The sequence below is a fragment of the Pseudomonas sp. GD03903 genome (genome assembly GCF_029840045.1).
Taxonomy (GTDB): Bacteria; Pseudomonadota; Gammaproteobacteria; order Pseudomonadales; family Pseudomonadaceae; genus Pseudomonas; species Pseudomonas pseudonitroreducens.
The window spans coordinates 112,731-127,578 of record NZ_JAOCBT010000022.1 but is presented as its reverse complement, the minus strand read 5'-3'; the positions used below and the strand labels follow the sequence as shown (position 1 = coordinate 127,578).

General features: G+C 66.6%; 15 protein-coding genes. 8 read left to right on the top strand and 7 right to left on the bottom strand.

Annotated elements, in window-relative coordinates; translation table 11 throughout:
* Positions 1–26: 26 nt before the first annotated feature.
* Positions 27–566, top strand: coding sequence for a DUF2087 domain-containing protein (locus N5C91_RS26455; protein WP_279833101.1), 540 nt, complete (start codon positions 27–29; stop codon positions 564–566).
* A 59-nt stretch (positions 567–625) separates the two neighbouring features.
* On the opposite strand, the gene N5C91_RS26450 is transcribed toward N5C91_RS26455, so the two are convergent.
* The 5 genes from N5C91_RS26450 to N5C91_RS26430 form a co-directional block, all read right to left on the bottom strand.
* Entirely contained in the window at positions 626–1,063 is a 438-nt protein-coding gene (locus tag N5C91_RS26450) for a glycine zipper domain-containing protein (protein ID WP_169935034.1), read from the bottom strand.
* Between the two features lie 121 nt (positions 1,064–1,184).
* Positions 1,185–1,685, bottom strand: coding sequence for a hypothetical protein (locus tag N5C91_RS26445; RefSeq protein WP_236172780.1), 501 nt, complete (start codon positions 1,683–1,685; stop codon positions 1,185–1,187).
* 432 nt (positions 1,686–2,117) lie between these two features.
* Complete coding sequence (locus N5C91_RS26440; RefSeq protein ID WP_236201262.1) at positions 2,118–4,439, bottom strand: FdhF/YdeP family oxidoreductase; 2,322 nt, start codon at positions 4,437–4,439, stop codon at positions 2,118–2,120.
* Between the two features lie 29 nt (positions 4,440–4,468).
* Positions 4,469–5,305 carry a formate dehydrogenase accessory sulfurtransferase FdhD gene (gene fdhD / locus N5C91_RS26435; RefSeq protein WP_236172778.1) on the bottom strand — a complete coding sequence of 279 codons (837 nt, stop codon included), beginning with the start codon at positions 5,303–5,305 and terminating at the stop codon, positions 4,469–4,471.
* A 93-nt stretch (positions 5,306–5,398) separates the two neighbouring features.
* The gene (locus N5C91_RS26430) at positions 5,399–6,298 is read right to left on the bottom strand and encodes a LysR family transcriptional regulator (protein WP_279833100.1); all 900 of its coding nucleotides are present in this window, start codon (positions 6,296–6,298) and stop codon (positions 5,399–5,401) included.
* A gap of 149 nt (positions 6,299–6,447) precedes the next feature.
* On the opposite strand from N5C91_RS26430, the gene lysM reads away from it, so the two are divergent.
* Complete coding sequence (lysM, locus tag N5C91_RS26425; protein WP_037018714.1) at positions 6,448–6,885, top strand: peptidoglycan-binding protein LysM; 438 nt, start codon at positions 6,448–6,450, stop codon at positions 6,883–6,885.
* 50 nt (positions 6,886–6,935) lie between these two features.
* Here the strand turns inward: lysM and yrfG are convergent, their stop codons facing one another.
* Positions 6,936–7,598, bottom strand: coding sequence for a GMP/IMP nucleotidase (gene yrfG / locus N5C91_RS26420; RefSeq protein WP_236172776.1), 663 nt, complete (start codon positions 7,596–7,598; stop codon positions 6,936–6,938).
* 126 nt (positions 7,599–7,724) lie between these two features.
* Between yrfG and nudE the strand changes: the two genes are divergently transcribed.
* The 6 genes from nudE to N5C91_RS26390 all read left to right on the top strand — a co-directional run bounded on the left by nudE (position 7,725) and on the right by N5C91_RS26390 (position 13,055).
* Positions 7,725–8,291, top strand: coding sequence for an ADP compounds hydrolase NudE (gene nudE / locus N5C91_RS26415; protein ID WP_236172775.1), 567 nt, complete (start codon positions 7,725–7,727; stop codon positions 8,289–8,291).
* Entirely contained in the window at positions 8,291–9,109 is an 819-nt protein-coding gene (gene cysQ / locus N5C91_RS26410; RefSeq protein WP_279833096.1) for a 3'(2'),5'-bisphosphate nucleotidase CysQ, read from the top strand. Before nudE ends, cysQ begins: the two co-directional genes overlap by 1 nt.
* A 116-nt stretch (positions 9,110–9,225) precedes the next feature.
* Entirely contained in the window at positions 9,226–10,038 is an 813-nt protein-coding gene (gene mutM / locus N5C91_RS26405; RefSeq protein ID WP_279833095.1) for a bifunctional DNA-formamidopyrimidine glycosylase/DNA-(apurinic or apyrimidinic site) lyase, read from the top strand.
* A 95-nt stretch (positions 10,039–10,133) separates the two neighbouring features.
* Positions 10,134–10,712, top strand: a complete 579-nt coding sequence (locus N5C91_RS26400) for a lysophospholipid acyltransferase family protein (RefSeq protein ID WP_236172772.1) — start codon at positions 10,134–10,136, stop codon at positions 10,710–10,712.
* Between the two features lie 83 nt (positions 10,713–10,795).
* On the top strand, positions 10,796–11,134 hold the full coding sequence (locus N5C91_RS26395) for a multidrug transporter (protein WP_236172771.1): 339 nt from the start codon (positions 10,796–10,798) through the stop codon (positions 11,132–11,134).
* A gap of 73 nt (positions 11,135–11,207) precedes the next feature.
* On the top strand, positions 11,208–13,055 hold the full coding sequence (locus N5C91_RS26390) for a Na/Pi symporter (protein WP_279833092.1): 1,848 nt from the start codon (positions 11,208–11,210) through the stop codon (positions 13,053–13,055).
* Here N5C91_RS26390 and N5C91_RS26385 read toward each other — a convergent pair whose 3' ends face one another.
* Positions 13,056–14,759 carry a gamma-glutamyltransferase family protein gene (locus N5C91_RS26385; RefSeq protein ID WP_279833091.1) on the bottom strand — a complete coding sequence of 568 codons (1,704 nt, stop codon included), beginning with the start codon at positions 14,757–14,759 and terminating at the stop codon, positions 13,056–13,058.
* Positions 14,760–14,848: the final 89 nt, after the last annotated feature.

Sequence of the window (14,848 nt, the reverse complement as noted above, 5' to 3'; positions counted from 1 at the left end):
TCTAGGCACGCAACGAGGATTGCACTGTGTCCAGGCAACGCTTGCCCTATCACGCCCCTGATATCTCTGCCCTGGCGAAATCGCTGGCGCGCCAGCTCGACGAAGCGCCCGAGCGCCCCGGTCATGTCGAACTGCTCAACCTGCTCGCCCGCGCGGTGGGCTTCCGCAACTACCAGGCGCTGCGCGCCAGCCACCAGGCCGAGGCGCGCCTGGCTCGTGAAACAGAGCCCGAGGCTGTGGTGGACTTTCGCCGTGTCGAACAATGGCGGCGCTACTTCGATGACGCCGGCTGCCTGCAGCGCTGGCCGAAGAAGCACAGCCATCGCGAGGCCTGCCTGTGGGTGCTGTGGTCGCGGCTACCGGCGCGGCAGCGCTGGAGTGAGCGGGAGCTCAACGAACGGTTGCGCGTCCAGGAGCGCCTGGGCGACCACCTGTTGCTGCGACGCGCACTGGTGGATGGCGGCTGGCTCGCACGCACCGACGATGGTGGCGAATACCGGCGCATAGAACGGCGCCCGCCGGCCGATTTGGGGGCGTTGTTGTCCTGTTTGCCGGCCTGCGCCTGATACCAAAGCCCTGAACGAAAAAGCCCGCCAATAGGCGGGCTTTTTCACACAGGCATCTGTCAGTCGTCGTGATGCTTGTGTTTGTGCTTGTAGTGGCCTTTGCCCTTGTGATGACTCTTGTTGCTGCTGTGATGGTCATCATCGTTGTCATCGGCCAGATGGTTGCCCAGCGCGCCGCCGGCTGCGCCGCCCAGGCCTGCACCGATGGCGCCACCGGTGGAGCCGCCGACCTTGTTGCCAATCACCGAGCCGCCGGCCGCACCGAGGCCGCCACCAATGGCCGCCTCGGTCTTGTTGCCGTTCTTCGCACCCATCGCGCCGCCAGCCGCACCGCCTACGCCGGCACCGATGGCTGCACCGGTGGAACCGCCCAGGGCGCCGCCGACCACGTTACCCAGCGCACCCCCGACACCGCCGCCGATGGCGGATTTGGTGTCGTCGGCCACGGCGTGGCTGGCCAGCAGGGCCAGTGCCAGAACAGAAAGAGTCTTACGCATGTTGCGAACCTGAATGTAGGAATTATCGGGAGAATTGTCCCGCACACAAAACAGCCGGGCAATCAGGCCCGGCTGTCAGTCGTCGTTTCCGTGGACTGATCGCGGTAAGTGCTGCCGCGGATCAATCCCAGTCGCGATGGTGCTTGTGCTTGTGTTTGTACCAGCCGCGATGGCGACCGTTATCGTGCCAGCGGCGATCGTAGTGGCGGTGATCGTCGTAACGGGCGCGACGGTAGCCGCGGTTGTCGTCATCGTCGTCACGGTTGCTGTCGGCGTAGTGGTTGCCCAGCGCGCCACCGGCGCCGCCACCCAGGGCCGCGCCGATCAGGCCGCCGGTAGTGCCACCCATCTTGTTGCCCAGCACCTGGCCGCCGGCGGCGCCCAGGCCACCGCCGATGGCGGCTTCGGTCTTGTTGCCGTGGCGCGCGCCCATGGCGCCGCCTGCCGCACCGCCAAGGCCGCCACCGATGGCGGCGCCGGTGCTGCCGCCGACCGCCTGGCCGACCGCAGTGCCCAATACCCCGCCCAGGGCGCCACCGACGCCGGCACGGGTGTCGCCGTCCGCGAAGGCGGTGCCACCGACCAGCGCAAGAGACAACAGGAGCATCGAGGAGTACTTCATAGAGAGGATCTCTCTGTGGGGATGTTGCTGGCGATCCTCGGTTCGTGCGAAGGCTCTGACAAGGGGGTTCCGACGAGTAACACGACTTTCATCAAATAATGCAAGTATTTGATTTGTGGTCAGAACTTTTTCGATTTTGGGCGGTCTGAGTGTTATTCCAGGGTTCCGCTTTTGATGTGTTTTTCTCACAAAATGCCATTGAAATGATGGCTTTCCACGAAAGGCGCCCTGGCCCTTCCGAGTTTATCTTTCAGCCTCTTCTTGCGTGATGTGAGCCCTGTGGATTTTTCGCAGGACGATGTTTTCGTGCGCGCTTAAAAAGACTTCGCGAGCAAGCTCGCTCCTACAAAGAGCTGCGGCTTTTCTGTAGGAGCGAGCTTGCTCGCGAACCGGAAGGTGGACGGCGCTCCAGTGGGCGCGCCGTGAAGAGCATCACGCGATGCGCTGGCTCGGCCGCGCCTTCTCCAGGCGGATGGCGACGAACTTCGAGGTGGGCGTGTGGCTGCCGACGCCGTGACTGTCCAGCGGCACCAACGGGTTGGTTTCCGGATAGTAAGCCGCAGCCTGGCCGGCGGGGATGTCGTAGGCCAGCAGGGTAAAGCCATTGACGCGACGGTCCACGCCGTCGGACCAGAGCGACACCATGTCCACCTTCTCGCCCGGCTCGAAGCCCAGACGGCGGATGTCGGCCTCGTTGGCGAACACCACCTCGCGGTGGCCGCGCACGCCGCGGTAGCGGTCGTCCAGGCCATAAATGGTGGTGTTGTACTGGTCGTGGGAGCGCAGCGTCTGCAGGATCAGGTGCGGCTCCTGACCGGTCTCGCGGATCTTCGCGTGGACCAGGTCCGCCGGCAGCGGGTGGTGGTGGAAGTTGGCCTTGCCGCTGGCGGTGTTCCAGCGCCGCGAACCGGCCGAGTTGCCCAGGTGGAAGCCGCCCGGGTTGGCCACGCGGCGATTGAAGTCGCTGAAGCCGGGGATGGTGTCGGCGATCAGGTCGCGGATGCGGTCATAGTTGGCGATCATCGCGTCCCAATCCACCGGGTGGTTGCCGAGGGTGGCCTTGGCGATGCCGGCGATGATCGCGGGCTCCGAGCGCATCTGTTTCGACGATGGCTCCAACTGGCCGAAGGACGCGTGGATCATGCTGAAGGAGTCTTCCACGGTCACCGCCTGTGGGCCTTCGGTCTGGCGATCGATGTCGGTACGGCCCAGGCACGGCAGGATCAGCGCGTCACGGCCGACGGTGAGGTGGCTGCGGTTGAGCTTGGTGCTGATCTGCACGGTCAGCGCGCAATTGCGCAAGGACTGATGAGTGCGCGGGCTATCCGGGGTCGCCTGGGCGAAGTTGCCGCCCAGGCCGATGAAGACCTTGGCCTGGCCATCGAGCATGGCGTTGATCGCCTCGACGGTGTTGTGCCCGTTCTCGCGCGGCACCTTGAAGCCGAAACGTCGTTCGATGGCGTCCAGCAGTGCCACCGGCGGGCGGTCGTTGATGCCCATGGTGCGGTCGCCCTGCACGTTGCTGTGACCGCGCACCGGGCACAGGCCGGCGCCGGGGCGACCGACGTTGCCGCGCAGCAATTGCAGGGCAACCAGTTCCTGGATGGTCGGTACTGAATGATGGTGCTGGGTGATGCCCATGGCCCAGCAGACGATCACGCGCTCGGCGCGGCGGTACATGATGGCGGCCTGTTCGATCTCCCCGAGGCTCAGGCCCGACTGCTGGACGATGTGCTCCCAGCTGGTGTCGTCCACGCTGGCCAGGTAGGCATCGACGCCCTGGGTGTGCTCGGCGATGAACTCATGATCGAAGACGGCCGGCTCACCCTTGGCCTGGGCTTCGCGCTCCCACTGCAGGAGGAACTTGGCGATGCCGCGCACGGCGGCCATGTCGCCACCCAGGGCTGGGCGGAAGAACGCGGTATTCAGCGGCTCGGAGCCGTTGGTGAGCATTTCCAGGGCGTGTTGCGGGTGCTGGAAGCGCTCCAGGCCGCGCTCCTTCAGCGGGTTGAAGGCGACGACCTGGGCGCCGCGCTTCACCGCCTCGCGCAGCGGTTCGAGCATGCGCGGGTGGTTGGTGCCGGGGTTCTGGCCGAAGACGAAGATCGCGTCGGCGTGCTCGAAGTCATCGAAGGTCACGGTGCCCTTGCCGATGCCAACACTCTGGCCCAGGGCCACGCCGCTGGCCTCGTGGCACATGTTCGAGCAATCCGGGAAGTTGTTGGTGCCGAAGGCGCGGACGAACAACTGGTAGAGGAAGGCCGCCTCGTTGCTGGCCCGGCCGGAGGTGTAGAACTCGGCCTGGTTGGGGTTTTCCAGCGCGTTCAGGTGCTGGGCGATCAGGGCGAAGGCGTCGTCCCAGGCGATCGGCTGGTAGCGGTCGGAGGCCGGGTCGTAGCGCATCGGGTCGGTCAGGCGGCCCTGGTATTCAAGCCAGTAGTCGCTCTGCTCACGCAGCGAGCTGACGCTGTGGCGGGCAAAAAAGGCCGGGTCAACGCGGCGCTTGGTGGCTTCCCAGTTCACTGCCTTGGCGCCGTTTTCGCAGAACTTCACCCGGCCATCTTCCGGGGAGTCGCCCCAGGCGCAACCGGGGCAGTCGAAGCCGCCGTTCTGGTTGGTCTTGAGCAAGGCGCGGAGGTTCTTGAACGGCTGCTTGCTGTCCAGCCAGAAGCGCGTGACGCTGATCAGCGCGCCCCAACCGGCGGCGGCGCCCTTGTAGGGTTGGTAGCGGGGATTCTCTTGCTGCAGGCTCATGGGGTCTCTTTATTTTCGAAAGCGGACGTTCAGGCGGCCGGCGGAGCCGGGCTGTAGACGCGGGGCGCGCTGCGATGGGGCAGGTGGATCAGGTTCAGGTTGTGCTCGCGGGCCCACTGCACCGTGAGTGCGGTGGGCGCGGACAGGCTGACCAGGGTCGACAGACCGGCGCGCACGGCCTTGTGGATAAGCTCCAGGCTGCAGCGGCTGGTGACCACGGCGAAGCCGCCAGCCAGGTCCAGGCGCTGGCGCTTGAGCGCGCCGATCAGCTTGTCGAGGGCGTTGTGACGGCCGATGTCTTCGCGGCACAGGCGTATCTCGCCCGCGGCATCGACGAATAGCGCGGCGTGCAGCGCGCCGCTGCGGCGGCCGATTTCCTGCACGGCGTTGACCCGCTCACGCAGGTGCTCGAGGTGCGCAGCGGGCGGCAGCGGAGCCGGCGCCAGTACCGGCAGGTCCGGCAGCGCCTGGTCCAGCGCCTCGACACCGCACAGGCCGCAGCCGGTGTTGCCAGCCAGTTGCCGGCGCTGGTCCTTGAGTGCCCAGAAGGCGCGGTTACTGACCTGCACCTCGGCGGCCATGGCGTCGCCGTGGGTTGTCAGGCTGACGTCATAGATGTCGTCGATGGAGTCGATGAGGCCGGCGCCGAGACTGAAACCGTGGACGAAGTCTTCCAGGTCGTTCGGCGAGACCATCATGACCGCCTGGCTGAGGCCGTTGTAAGCGATAGCCAGGGCGATTTCCCCGGCGAGCACGGCACTGCCGGTGTCGCCAGCCAGGGTGAGTTCGGCGTAGCTGTAGCCGTCGGCAGGCACGACAGCGTCCCGGACCGCAGCGCTGGCCGGGCGGGTGATCAGGCAAGGCATGGGCTGAGCCCTGTGGTTCTAGTAATAGGACCAGCCTAAGCCCATGCCGGTACAGCGTCTAATGGCTGCTGTCGATGTAGTGATAGACGCGCTTTATCGGTCGGCGCCTGCGCTGCCCAGCAGCGCCGCCGCTTCGCGGAAGCAGGCTTCGGCCAGCGCCGAGCGCGGGTCGCTGCGGCGCAGGATGAGGCCCAGCGGCGACAAGGTGCGCGCGTCCTCTATCGGGGTGAGGACGAAGTGCTCGCCCTGGGCATCCAGTCCGCTGCCCAGCGGCATGATCGCGCAACACAGCCCGCGTTCCACCGCCTGCAGCAACTGGTGCACGGCGTCGGTCTCCAGGCGCGCCTGGGGCGTCAGGCCACGGCTGCGGAAGCCGTGGTCGATGGACTGGCGGAAATGCATGCCAGCGGACATCAGGCCCAGCGGCAGTTCTGCCAGGGCGTCCCAGCTCAGGGTCGGACTGTCGATCTGGAAGTGCCGGCGGTCGTGCAGCAGGCCCATGCGCGTGGCGGCCAATTCGAGGCTTTCGAAATGCTCGCGGTCGAGGCGATCCAGGTACGACAGGCCGAGGTCCAGCTGGTTGCGGCCCAGGCCCTCGAGGATTTTCTCCGAGCTCAGGGCGAACAGCTGGAAGCGCAGCTCCGGGTGGCGCTGGGCAAATAGCTCGATCAACTGCATGGGGTCGAACCCCGCCAGTGGCACCAGGCCCAGGCGCAAGGTGCCGACCAGTTGGCCCCGGCACGCGGCCGCCTCGGCGTAGAGCCCATCGTGGGCCGCAAGCAGGCTGCGGGCCCAGGCCAGAATGCGTTCGCCGGCCTCGGTGAAGCCTTCGAAGCGCTGTCCGCGGCGCACCAGTTCCAGGCCCAGCTCTTCCTCCAGGCTGCGCAGGCGCATGGACAGGGTTGGCTGGGTGACATGGCAGCGCGCCGCCGCCTGGCCGAAGTGCCGTGTCTCGTCCAGGGCGCAGAGGAATTTCAGCTGCTTGATGTCCATCGGCGGGAAGACTCCGGGGGCGTTCTGTCGGGTCGGGGCGGGATTAGGGCTTTTCCGTCAGGCGCTGCGGAAGTCGCCGTCTAGACTCCAGGGGCGCGCGGCCTGCCCAATGCCGGCCGCCTGTCACTGTAACCGTAGGGAGGTTGGAAATGGGCATTTTTGCGTTCGTTAAGGAAGCCGGCGAGAAACTCTGGGAAAGCATTGTGGGCCAGGAGGCGCAGGCCGCCGAATCGCTCAAGGACCACATTGCCAAGGTCGGCCTGGGCAATCCGAATATCCAGGTCAGCGTCGAGGGCGACAAGGTGATCGCCACCGGTGAGGTGGCCAGCCAGGAAGAGAAGGAGAAGATCCTGCTGGCACTGGGCAACGTCGCTGGCGTGTCGGGTGTGGAAGATCACATCACGGTCGCCACACCGGCTGCGGAAGCGCGTTTCGTCACTGTGAAGAAGGGCGATACGCTCAGCGCCATCGCCAAGGCGGAGTACGGCAACGCCAACCTCTACAACAAGATTTTCGAGGCGAACAAGCCGATGCTCAGCCACCCGGACAAGATCTATCCCGGCCAGGTGCTGCGGATTCCGGAGTGAGGTCTACGAGCCCGGCCCAGCGCCGGGCTCGCTGTTTCTGCAACCCGCGTTCACAAACCTTCGAGCAGCGCCCGGTAGTCTTCCTGGGCGGCGAATTCCTCAGTGTCCTTCGGCCCTTGCCGGCTGTCCGGCTGGCGCACCGCCAGCAGCTGGGCGACGCCAAAGGTCCGCGCAGCGCGCAGGATCGGCAGGCTGTCGTCGATGAACAGGCTGCGCGCGGGATCGAAGCTGACGTCCGCCTGCAGCGCTTGCCAGAACTGCTGGTCCTCCTTGGGGAAGCCGTAGTCGTGCGAGCTGATCAGCCGGTCGAACCAGGGCGACAGCTCCACCCGTTGCATCTTCAACGACAGGGAATCTCGGTGAGCGTTGGTGATCAGCACCGCTCGCTTGCCGTGGCGGCGCAGTTCAGCGAGGAACAGGTCGGCATCCGGGCGCAGGGCGATGAGGTCGGCGACCTCGTGCTTGAGGTCGAGGATCGACAGCTTCAGCTCGCGGCTCCAGAAGTCCAGGCAGTACCAGTTGAGCTGGCCGGCATTGTCGCGAAACAGCGGCAGCAGCTCGGCGTCCGCCTGGGCGCGGCTGATGCCATGGTGCTCGGCATAGCGTTGCGGCAGGTGTTCGAGCCAGAAGTGGTTGTCGAAGTGCAGATCGAGCAGGGTGCCGTCCATGTCGAGCAGTACGGTGTCGATCTGGTTCCAGGGCAGGCGTGGCATGCGGGGCTTTCGCAAAAGGGTGTCGCAATTGCACCGCCGGTGGACGGAATCGGCGCGATATCTGACACGGAGAATCGGAAAAGGCGGGTTATCATAGCCGACCCGGCCACCCCCAGGAGTCGCCCCATGCGTCAGAAACCCACGGTCCTCGCCCGAGAGATCGTTGCCAGAAGCCGGCTCTTCGCCGTCGAGGAGCTGCAACTGCGCTTCTCCAATGGCGTCGAGCGTACCTACGAGCGCCTGGTGGGCAAAGGGCAGGGCTACGGAGCGGTCATGGTGATCGCCATGCTCGACGCCGACCACGCCGTGCTGGTCGAGGAATACTGCGCCGGCGTCGACGAGTACCAGCTGTCGCTGCCCAAGGGCCTGGTGGAGCCGGGCGAGGACATCCTCGAAGCGGCCAACCGCGAGCTGAAGGAAGAAGCCGGCTACGGCGCCCGCCAGCTCGAGCACATCACCGAGCTGTCGCTGTCGCCCGGCTACATGAGCCAGCGCATCCAGGTGGTACTCGCCCGCGATCTCTACGAGGAATCGTTGCCTGGCGACGAGCCCGAGCCGATGGGCGTGGACAAGATCAACCTGCGCGAGCTTTCCAGCCTCGCGCAGAATGCCCAGTTCAGCGAAGGACGGGCCCTGGCCGCCCTCTACCTGGTGCGCGACCTGCTGACCCAACGAGGGGAATTCCTGCCGTGATGAATGCTTTTCTGCCTGCCGTGATCGACCTGGTGCACAAGGCGGGCGATGTGATCCTGCCGTTCTGGCGGGGCGATCTGGATGTCCAGAGCAAGTCCGACGAGTCGCCTGTCACCGCTGCCGACCTGGCCGCCCACCGCCTGCTGGCCGATGGCCTGCGTGCTTTGGCGCCGGACGTGCCGGTGCTCTCCGAGGAAGATTGCGACATCCCTCTGGAGCTGCGTGCGCAGTGGAGCCGCTGGTGGCTGGTTGACCCGCTGGACGGCACCAAGGAGTTCATCTCCGGCAGCGACGAATTCACCGTCAACGTCGCGCTCATCGAGCACGGCCGCGTGGTCTTCGGCGTGGTCGGCATCCCCGCCAGTGGTCGCTGCTACTACGGCGGCACTGGCCTGGGCGCCTGGCGCGAGGAGCGCGGCGGCGAGCCCGAGGCCATCGAGGTGCGCAGCAGCCCGGAAGATGTCTTCACCGTGGTGGCCAGCAAGCGCCACTCCAGCCCGCAGCAGGAGAGCCTGCTGTCTGGCCTGGCGCAGCGCTTTGGCGACCTGAACCTGGCCAGTATCGGCAGCTCGCTGAAGTTCTGCCTGTTGGCCGAAGGCTCGGCGGATTGCTACCCGCGCCTGGCACCCACCAGCCAGTGGGACACGGCAGCGGCGCAGGGCGTGCTGGAAGGCGCCGGCGGCGAAGTGCTGGATACGCAGGGTGAGCCCTTCACCTATGAGGCGCGGGAAGGTTTCCTCAATTCGTCCTTCCTGGCGCTGCCCAAGGCGGCCGAATGGCGCGACGATCTGATCCAGCTTGCCCGGGCGCTGGACTGACCCGATACCGTTGTGGGAGCGAGCTTACTCGCGAGCCTGCTTGACGCGGGTGTTGCCGGTGAACTCGTTCGCGAGCAAGCTCGCTCCTACAGAAAGCTCCCATGCAGTAGTGATCCATGCCTGAACTTCCCGAAGTCGAAACCACCCGCCGGGGCATCGCGCCCCACCTCGAAGGCCAACGCGTCAGCCGCGTGATCGTCCGTGAGCGACGGTTGCGCTGGCCGATCCCGGAGGACCTCGACGTGCGCCTGTCCGGGCAACGTATCGTGCGGGTGGAGCGGCGCGCCAAGTACCTGCTGCTCAATGCCGAGGTGGGCACCCTGATCAGCCACCTGGGCATGTCCGGCAGCCTGCGCCTGGTGGAGTGCGGCACGCCTGCAGCGCGTCACGAGCATGTGGATATCGAGCTGGAGTCGGGCATGGCGCTGCGCTACACCGACCCCCGCCGCTTCGGTGCGCTGCTCTGGAGTCTGACGCCGCTGGAGCATGAGCTGCTGCGCCATCTCGGCCCGGAACCGCTGACCGACGCCTTCGAGGGCGAACGCCTGTTCCAGCTGTCGCGCAACCGCAGCATGGCGGTAAAACCTTTCATCATGGACAACGCGGTGGTGGTCGGCGTGGGCAACATCTACGCCACCGAAGCGCTGTTCGCCGCCGGCATCGACCCGCGCCGCGAGGCCGGGACCATCTCGCGGGGGCGCTACGCGAAGCTTGCCCAGGAGATCAAGCGCATCCTCGCCATCGCCATCGAGCGCGGCGGCACCACGCTGCGCGATTTCGTCGGCGGCGACGGCCAACCGGGCTACTTCCAGCAGGAGCTCTTCGCCTACGGGCGCGGAGGCGAACCCTGCAAGGTCTGCGGCTCGACCCTGCGCGAAGTGCGCCTCGGCCAGCGCGCCAGCGTCTACTGTCCGCGCTGCCAACGCTGAGGCTGCGGGGCCGCCGTTAAGCTGCCGCCCCGATCTGCCACCCCACCTTCTGCCATAACAACAATGGCCCCCGACGAGGGGCCTACAGGTGATTCATGTCCGGCAACTATCTGCCCCGCAACCCGTTCGCCGAGGCGCTCGGCCACAGCATGCTGCGTGTGGCCGGCTGGCGCATCGAAGGTGCGCTGCCGCCCCTCGACAAGTTCGTGGTGATCGGCGCGCACCACACGTCCAACTGGGATTTCGTCCTGTTCCTGGCGGTCAAGTTCGTACTGCGCCTGAATGCCCGCTGGTTCGGCAAGCACACCATCTTTCGCGCGCCCTTCGGCGGCCTGCTGCGTCGCTGGGGCGGCATCCCGATCCAGCGCCATCTCAAGCTGAATACCGTGGACCAGGCGATCCAGGCCTTCCGCGACAACCGCGAGATGATGCTGATCCTCTCTCCGGAGGGCACGCGCAAGAAGGTTGAACGCTGGAAAATGGGCTTCTACCACATCGCCCGTGGCGCGGGCGTACCGATCGTGCTGGCAGCGCTGGATTACCCGGGCCGGCGGATCGTCATTGGCGAACCGTTCTGGCCCACGGGCAACGAGTCCGCCGACCTGGAACGGATGCTGGCCTTCTACAGGCCTTTTGTACCGAAAAAGCCCGAATACGCATTCTTCGGTGATTGAAGGCTGTCACGCGACAAGTCATGGAGCGCTGTTATAGTTATGGCAGTCTGCCTGCCCAACTAAACAAAAAAGGACTTCCTTCCATGACCCTGTTCCGCACCACCGCCACTGCAATGGCACTGGCCTGTGCATTCTCGGTGCTGCCGGCTGTTGCCCAGGATGCGGTGAGCAACGTCAGCGGCGACCCGACCTACACCGTCGAAGCCCCGCCGGCCTACGCGATGATGGGCGACCTGCTCATCGCCCGCCCGCTCCTGATCGCCGCCACCGTGGTGGGCACTGCCGCCTTCGTGGTGACCCTGCCGTTCAGCGCGGCAGGCGGCAACGTCAAGGAAGCAGGCCAGGCGCTGGTGGTGGATCCAGGCAAGGCCGCCTTCGTGCGCTGCCTGGGCTGCACCACCAGCGGCTACAAGAAGGACTGATCCGTCGTCCTGTTCCGGGGCGGCGTGGCCGCCTCGCCCACCCGGCTTGCTGGGTGAATTCCATGGGTAGCCCATGCACCTGAGCAGCCTGAAGAAGCATCTGCGTCCGCTGCTTCTGCTGCTGGTCGCTGTCATCCTGGGCTACACCTTCTGGTCCAGCGCCGGCCTGCTGCAGTTGGGAGCGGGCCTGGCGCTGTTCCTGTTCGGCATGCAGTGCCTGGAAGAAGGACTGCGCGATCTTGCCGGCAGCCAGCTCGAGCGCTGGCTGGAGAAGAGCACCTCCACTCGCGGCAAGAGCCTGCTGTTCGGCCTCTTCGGCACCTTCCTGCTGCAATCCTCCACCCTGGTTTCCCTGCTTACCATCGCCTTCATCAGCACCGGGCTGATCCAGTTGGCGGGTGGTATCGCGATCCTGTTCGGCGCCAACCTGGGCGCCACCAGCGGTATCTGGCTGCTGGCGCTGGCCGGGCAGAACCTCAGCCTGAGCCCACTGGCGCTGCCCTTGCTGGTGTTCGGCATCCTGCTGGGCTTCAACGGCGCCAAGAGCAAGGCCGCCGGACGCATCCTGCTGGGCATCGCCTTCATCTTCCTGGGCATTGACCAGATCAAGGACGGCTTCGGCAGCTTCGGTGATGCCATGGACATGAGCGCGCTGCGCTCGGACGGGCTGCTCGGTGCGCTGCTGTTCGTCACCTTCGGCCTGCTGATCACCGTGGTCCTGCAGTCCAGCCACGCCACGCTGATGCTGACCCTCGCAGCGCTGGCCGGCGGCCAACTGGAGCTGGGCCAGAGTCTGGCGATTGCCATCGGCTCGAATGTCGGCAGCAGCGTGACCACGGCCTTCGTCGGCTCCCTGGGCGGCAACCGCAGCGGCCAGCGACTGGCACTGGCGCATGTGCTGTTCAACGTGGTGACCGGGGTCCTTGCGTTCATCCTGCTCGCGCCGCTGACCTGGCTGGTGCACTGGCTGGTGACGCCGCTGGGGCTGGCGGACAACCCGATGATCCAGCTGGCGCTGTTCCACACCCTGTTCAATGGCATGGGCGTGGCGCTCTTCTGGCCGATCCAGGGCGCGCTGGCCAAGGCGCTGGTGCGCTGGCTGCCGGAAGTCGAAGAGCCGGCGGTACTGATCACCGATATGGCGCCGGCCCTGCCGTCCATCGAGCGCACCCATGCGCGCTACCTCAACGAACGCGCGCTGGATTCCGCCGACGCCGCCGCCAGTGCGGTCCTGCAGGAGTTGCGGCACCTGGGCCGGCTGAGCATCGAGGTGATCTGCCACGCGCTCTACCTGCCGGTGGATATGCTCAGCCAGCCGCGCATCGACGAGAACGAGCTGCGCGCGGCGCCCGATCGCCATGCGTTGGGCGCGGAAGTGCTCTACCAGCGTCATATCAAGGGGGTCTATGGCGATCTGCTGAGCTTCATGGGGCGCCTCGAAGTGCCTCTTGACGAGGAGCACCAGCGCTTCTGGCTGTCCTGCCAGGTGGTGGCGCTGCAGCTGGTGGATGCGGTGAAGGACGCCAAGCATCTGCAGAAGAACCTCGGGCAGGCCCTGCACGGCGAGCCATCGGCGCTACGCGATACCTATGTCGAGCTGCGCCGCCACCTGATCGCGATGCTGCGGGAAGTGCGCGCACTGGGTTCGCTGATTGGCGGCGATCTGCCGGCAGAGGCGTTGACGGCGCGCCTGCAGTTGCTCGACGAAAGCGCCGCCGAGTTCGACGGCGCCTTCCGCCAGCGGCTGTTCGCCGCCGTACGCCGGCACGAGCTGGACGGCCTGCAGATGAGCTCGCTGATGAACGACCTGGGCTATGTCAGCCGGATCATCCAGAGCTTGCGCAACGTGCTGCAGCTGGGCACCGAGCATGGCCTGTTCGAGCCGGGCGAGGACGAAACGCCGGGGCTCATCCTTCCCTGATCAGCGCAGTGGCGCCGCCAGCTCGGTAGCCAGGCCGATGCCGCGCGGATCGCTGGCGGACTGCACCTCACCGGACTTCTTGTTCCACAGCAGCACCTGCTGGTTGCCGTAGGCGCGGCCGACATCCTTGAGGGTGTAGCCACGACGCTGCAGGTCAGCCATTTCGGCGGCGCTGAATGCGCGCGGCTCGTGCTCGATCACGTCGGGCAGGTACTGGTGGTGGTAGCGCGGCGAGGAGACCCAGCGCTGCACCGGCTTGCCATCCAGGTAATCGAGCATCGCCAGCAGCACCATGCTGGGAATCCGACTGCCGCCGGGTGTGCCGAAGGCCGCGAGTTCTCCCGGGCTCTCGATGAAGCTCGGGCTCATGCTCGACAGCGGCCGCTTGCCGGCGGCCACGGCATTGGCCTGGGTGCCGGTCAGCTCATAGGCGTTGGCGCCGCCGAGGTCGGTGGCGAAATCGTCCATCTCGTCATTCAGCAGCACGCCGGTACCGGGCACGGTGAAAGCTGCGCCAAACGGCAGGTTGACCGACAGGGTGGCGGCCACGGCGTTGCCGTCGGCGTCCATCACCACGAAGTGAGTGGTGTGATCGCCCTCGCGCCAGGCCGGCGCCGGCGGCAAGCTGGAGCTGGGTGTGGCGCGCTGCGGGTCGATGCCGGCGGCCAGGCGCTTCAGGTAGTCCGGCGCGAGCAACTGGTTGACCGGGTTGGCGACCCGATCGGGGTCGCCCAGCAGCCCGCGGTCACGGTAAGCGCGGCGCAGGACCTCCACCACGTAGTGCGCGCGCTGCACCGGTTCGGCCTTCTGCCAGGGCAGCTGCTGCAGCATGCCCAGGCTTTGCGCCAGGGCGATGCCGCCGGCGGAGGGCGGCGGGGCACTGATCAGTTCGCGCCCGTCGGCCAGCGGGTAGCGCAGCGCCGGGCGTTCGACGGTGCGGTAGCTGGCGAGGTCTTCGAGGCTCCAGATGCCGCCGGCGGCGCGCACGCCTTCCACCAGTTTCGCCGCCGTCTCGCCCTCATAGAAGCCAGTGCGGCCGTAGCGCGCCAGCTTCTCCAGAGTGTTGGCCAACTGCGGCTGGCGCATCAGGCTGTATTCCTCGGGCAGGTTGCCCTGGTCGAGGAAGATGCGCGCGGTCTCGCGGTCCTTGCGCATCGCGTCCAGGCGCCAGGAGGCGCGGTCGATGTAGACGCGGTCGATGGACACACCGTCGGTGGCCAGGCGGATCGCCGGCACGAGGTTGTTCGCCAGGGTCTTGCGGCCGTAGCGGCTGGTGATGTCCGCCAGGGCGGCGGGGAGGCCGGGAATGCCGGCGGCCAGCGGGCCATTGAGCGACAGTTGTGGGTCGACCTTGCCGTTGCGCTCGTACATCCGCGCACTGGCGGCCAGCGGGGCGCGCTCGCGGGCGTCGATGAAGTGGTAGGTCGGCGGGCTGCCGGCCTTGCGCAGCAGGAAGAAGCCACCACCGCCCAGGCCCGAGCCATAGGGCTCGGCTACTGCCAGGGCCGCGGCGATGGCCACGGCGGCGTCGAAGGCGTTACCGCCGTCGGCGAGGGTTTCCAGGCCTGCCACGGTGGCAGACGGGTGCGCCGTGGCGACGCTGGCCTGGGCCGGATGCTCCGCTGCGTGCAGGGCAAAGCTCAGCAGCAGGAGGCTGCAGAAGCCGAGCAGGGAGGCGCGGGAGCGGGAGTTCAACAGGGACATGGCATCTCACGAACCGCCGGCAGGGCCGGCTGGAAAACCAAACGGGGCGAAGGTGGAGGATAGACAATCCACGACGCCCCGCGTTTGTG

Excerpts from the sequence above, each read along its gene's own strand:
- N5C91_RS26450 (WP_169935034.1), bottom strand. The coding sequence starts at position 1,063 with ATGCGTAAGACTCTTTCTGTTCTGGCACTGGCCCTGCTGGCCAGCCAC.
- N5C91_RS26445 (WP_236172780.1), bottom strand. The coding sequence starts at position 1,685 with ATGAAGTACTCCTCGATGCTCCTGTTGTCTCTTGCGCTGGTCGGTGGC.
- N5C91_RS26440 (WP_236201262.1), bottom strand. The coding sequence starts at position 4,439 with ATGAGCCTGCAGCAAGAGAATCCCCGCTACCAACCCTACAAGGGCGCC.
- fdhD (WP_236172778.1), bottom strand. The coding sequence starts at position 5,305 with ATGCCTTGCCTGATCACCCGCCCGGCCAGCGCTGCGGTCCGGGACGCT.
- N5C91_RS26430 (WP_279833100.1), bottom strand. The coding sequence starts at position 6,298 with ATGGACATCAAGCAGCTGAAATTCCTCTGCGCCCTGGACGAGACACGG.
- lysM (WP_037018714.1), top strand. The coding sequence starts at position 6,448 with ATGGGCATTTTTGCGTTCGTTAAGGAAGCCGGCGAGAAACTCTGGGAA.
- yrfG (WP_236172776.1), bottom strand. The coding sequence starts at position 7,598 with ATGCCACGCCTGCCCTGGAACCAGATCGACACCGTACTGCTCGACATG.
- nudE (WP_236172775.1), top strand. The coding sequence starts at position 7,725 with ATGCGTCAGAAACCCACGGTCCTCGCCCGAGAGATCGTTGCCAGAAGC.
- cysQ (WP_279833096.1), top strand. The coding sequence starts at position 8,291 with ATGAATGCTTTTCTGCCTGCCGTGATCGACCTGGTGCACAAGGCGGGC.
- mutM (WP_279833095.1), top strand. The coding sequence starts at position 9,226 with ATGCCTGAACTTCCCGAAGTCGAAACCACCCGCCGGGGCATCGCGCCC.
- N5C91_RS26400 (WP_236172772.1), top strand. The coding sequence starts at position 10,134 with ATGTCCGGCAACTATCTGCCCCGCAACCCGTTCGCCGAGGCGCTCGGC.
- N5C91_RS26395 (WP_236172771.1), top strand. The coding sequence starts at position 10,796 with ATGACCCTGTTCCGCACCACCGCCACTGCAATGGCACTGGCCTGTGCA.
- N5C91_RS26390 (WP_279833092.1), top strand. The coding sequence starts at position 11,208 with ATGCACCTGAGCAGCCTGAAGAAGCATCTGCGTCCGCTGCTTCTGCTG.
- N5C91_RS26385 (WP_279833091.1), bottom strand. The coding sequence starts at position 14,759 with ATGTCCCTGTTGAACTCCCGCTCCCGCGCCTCCCTGCTCGGCTTCTGC.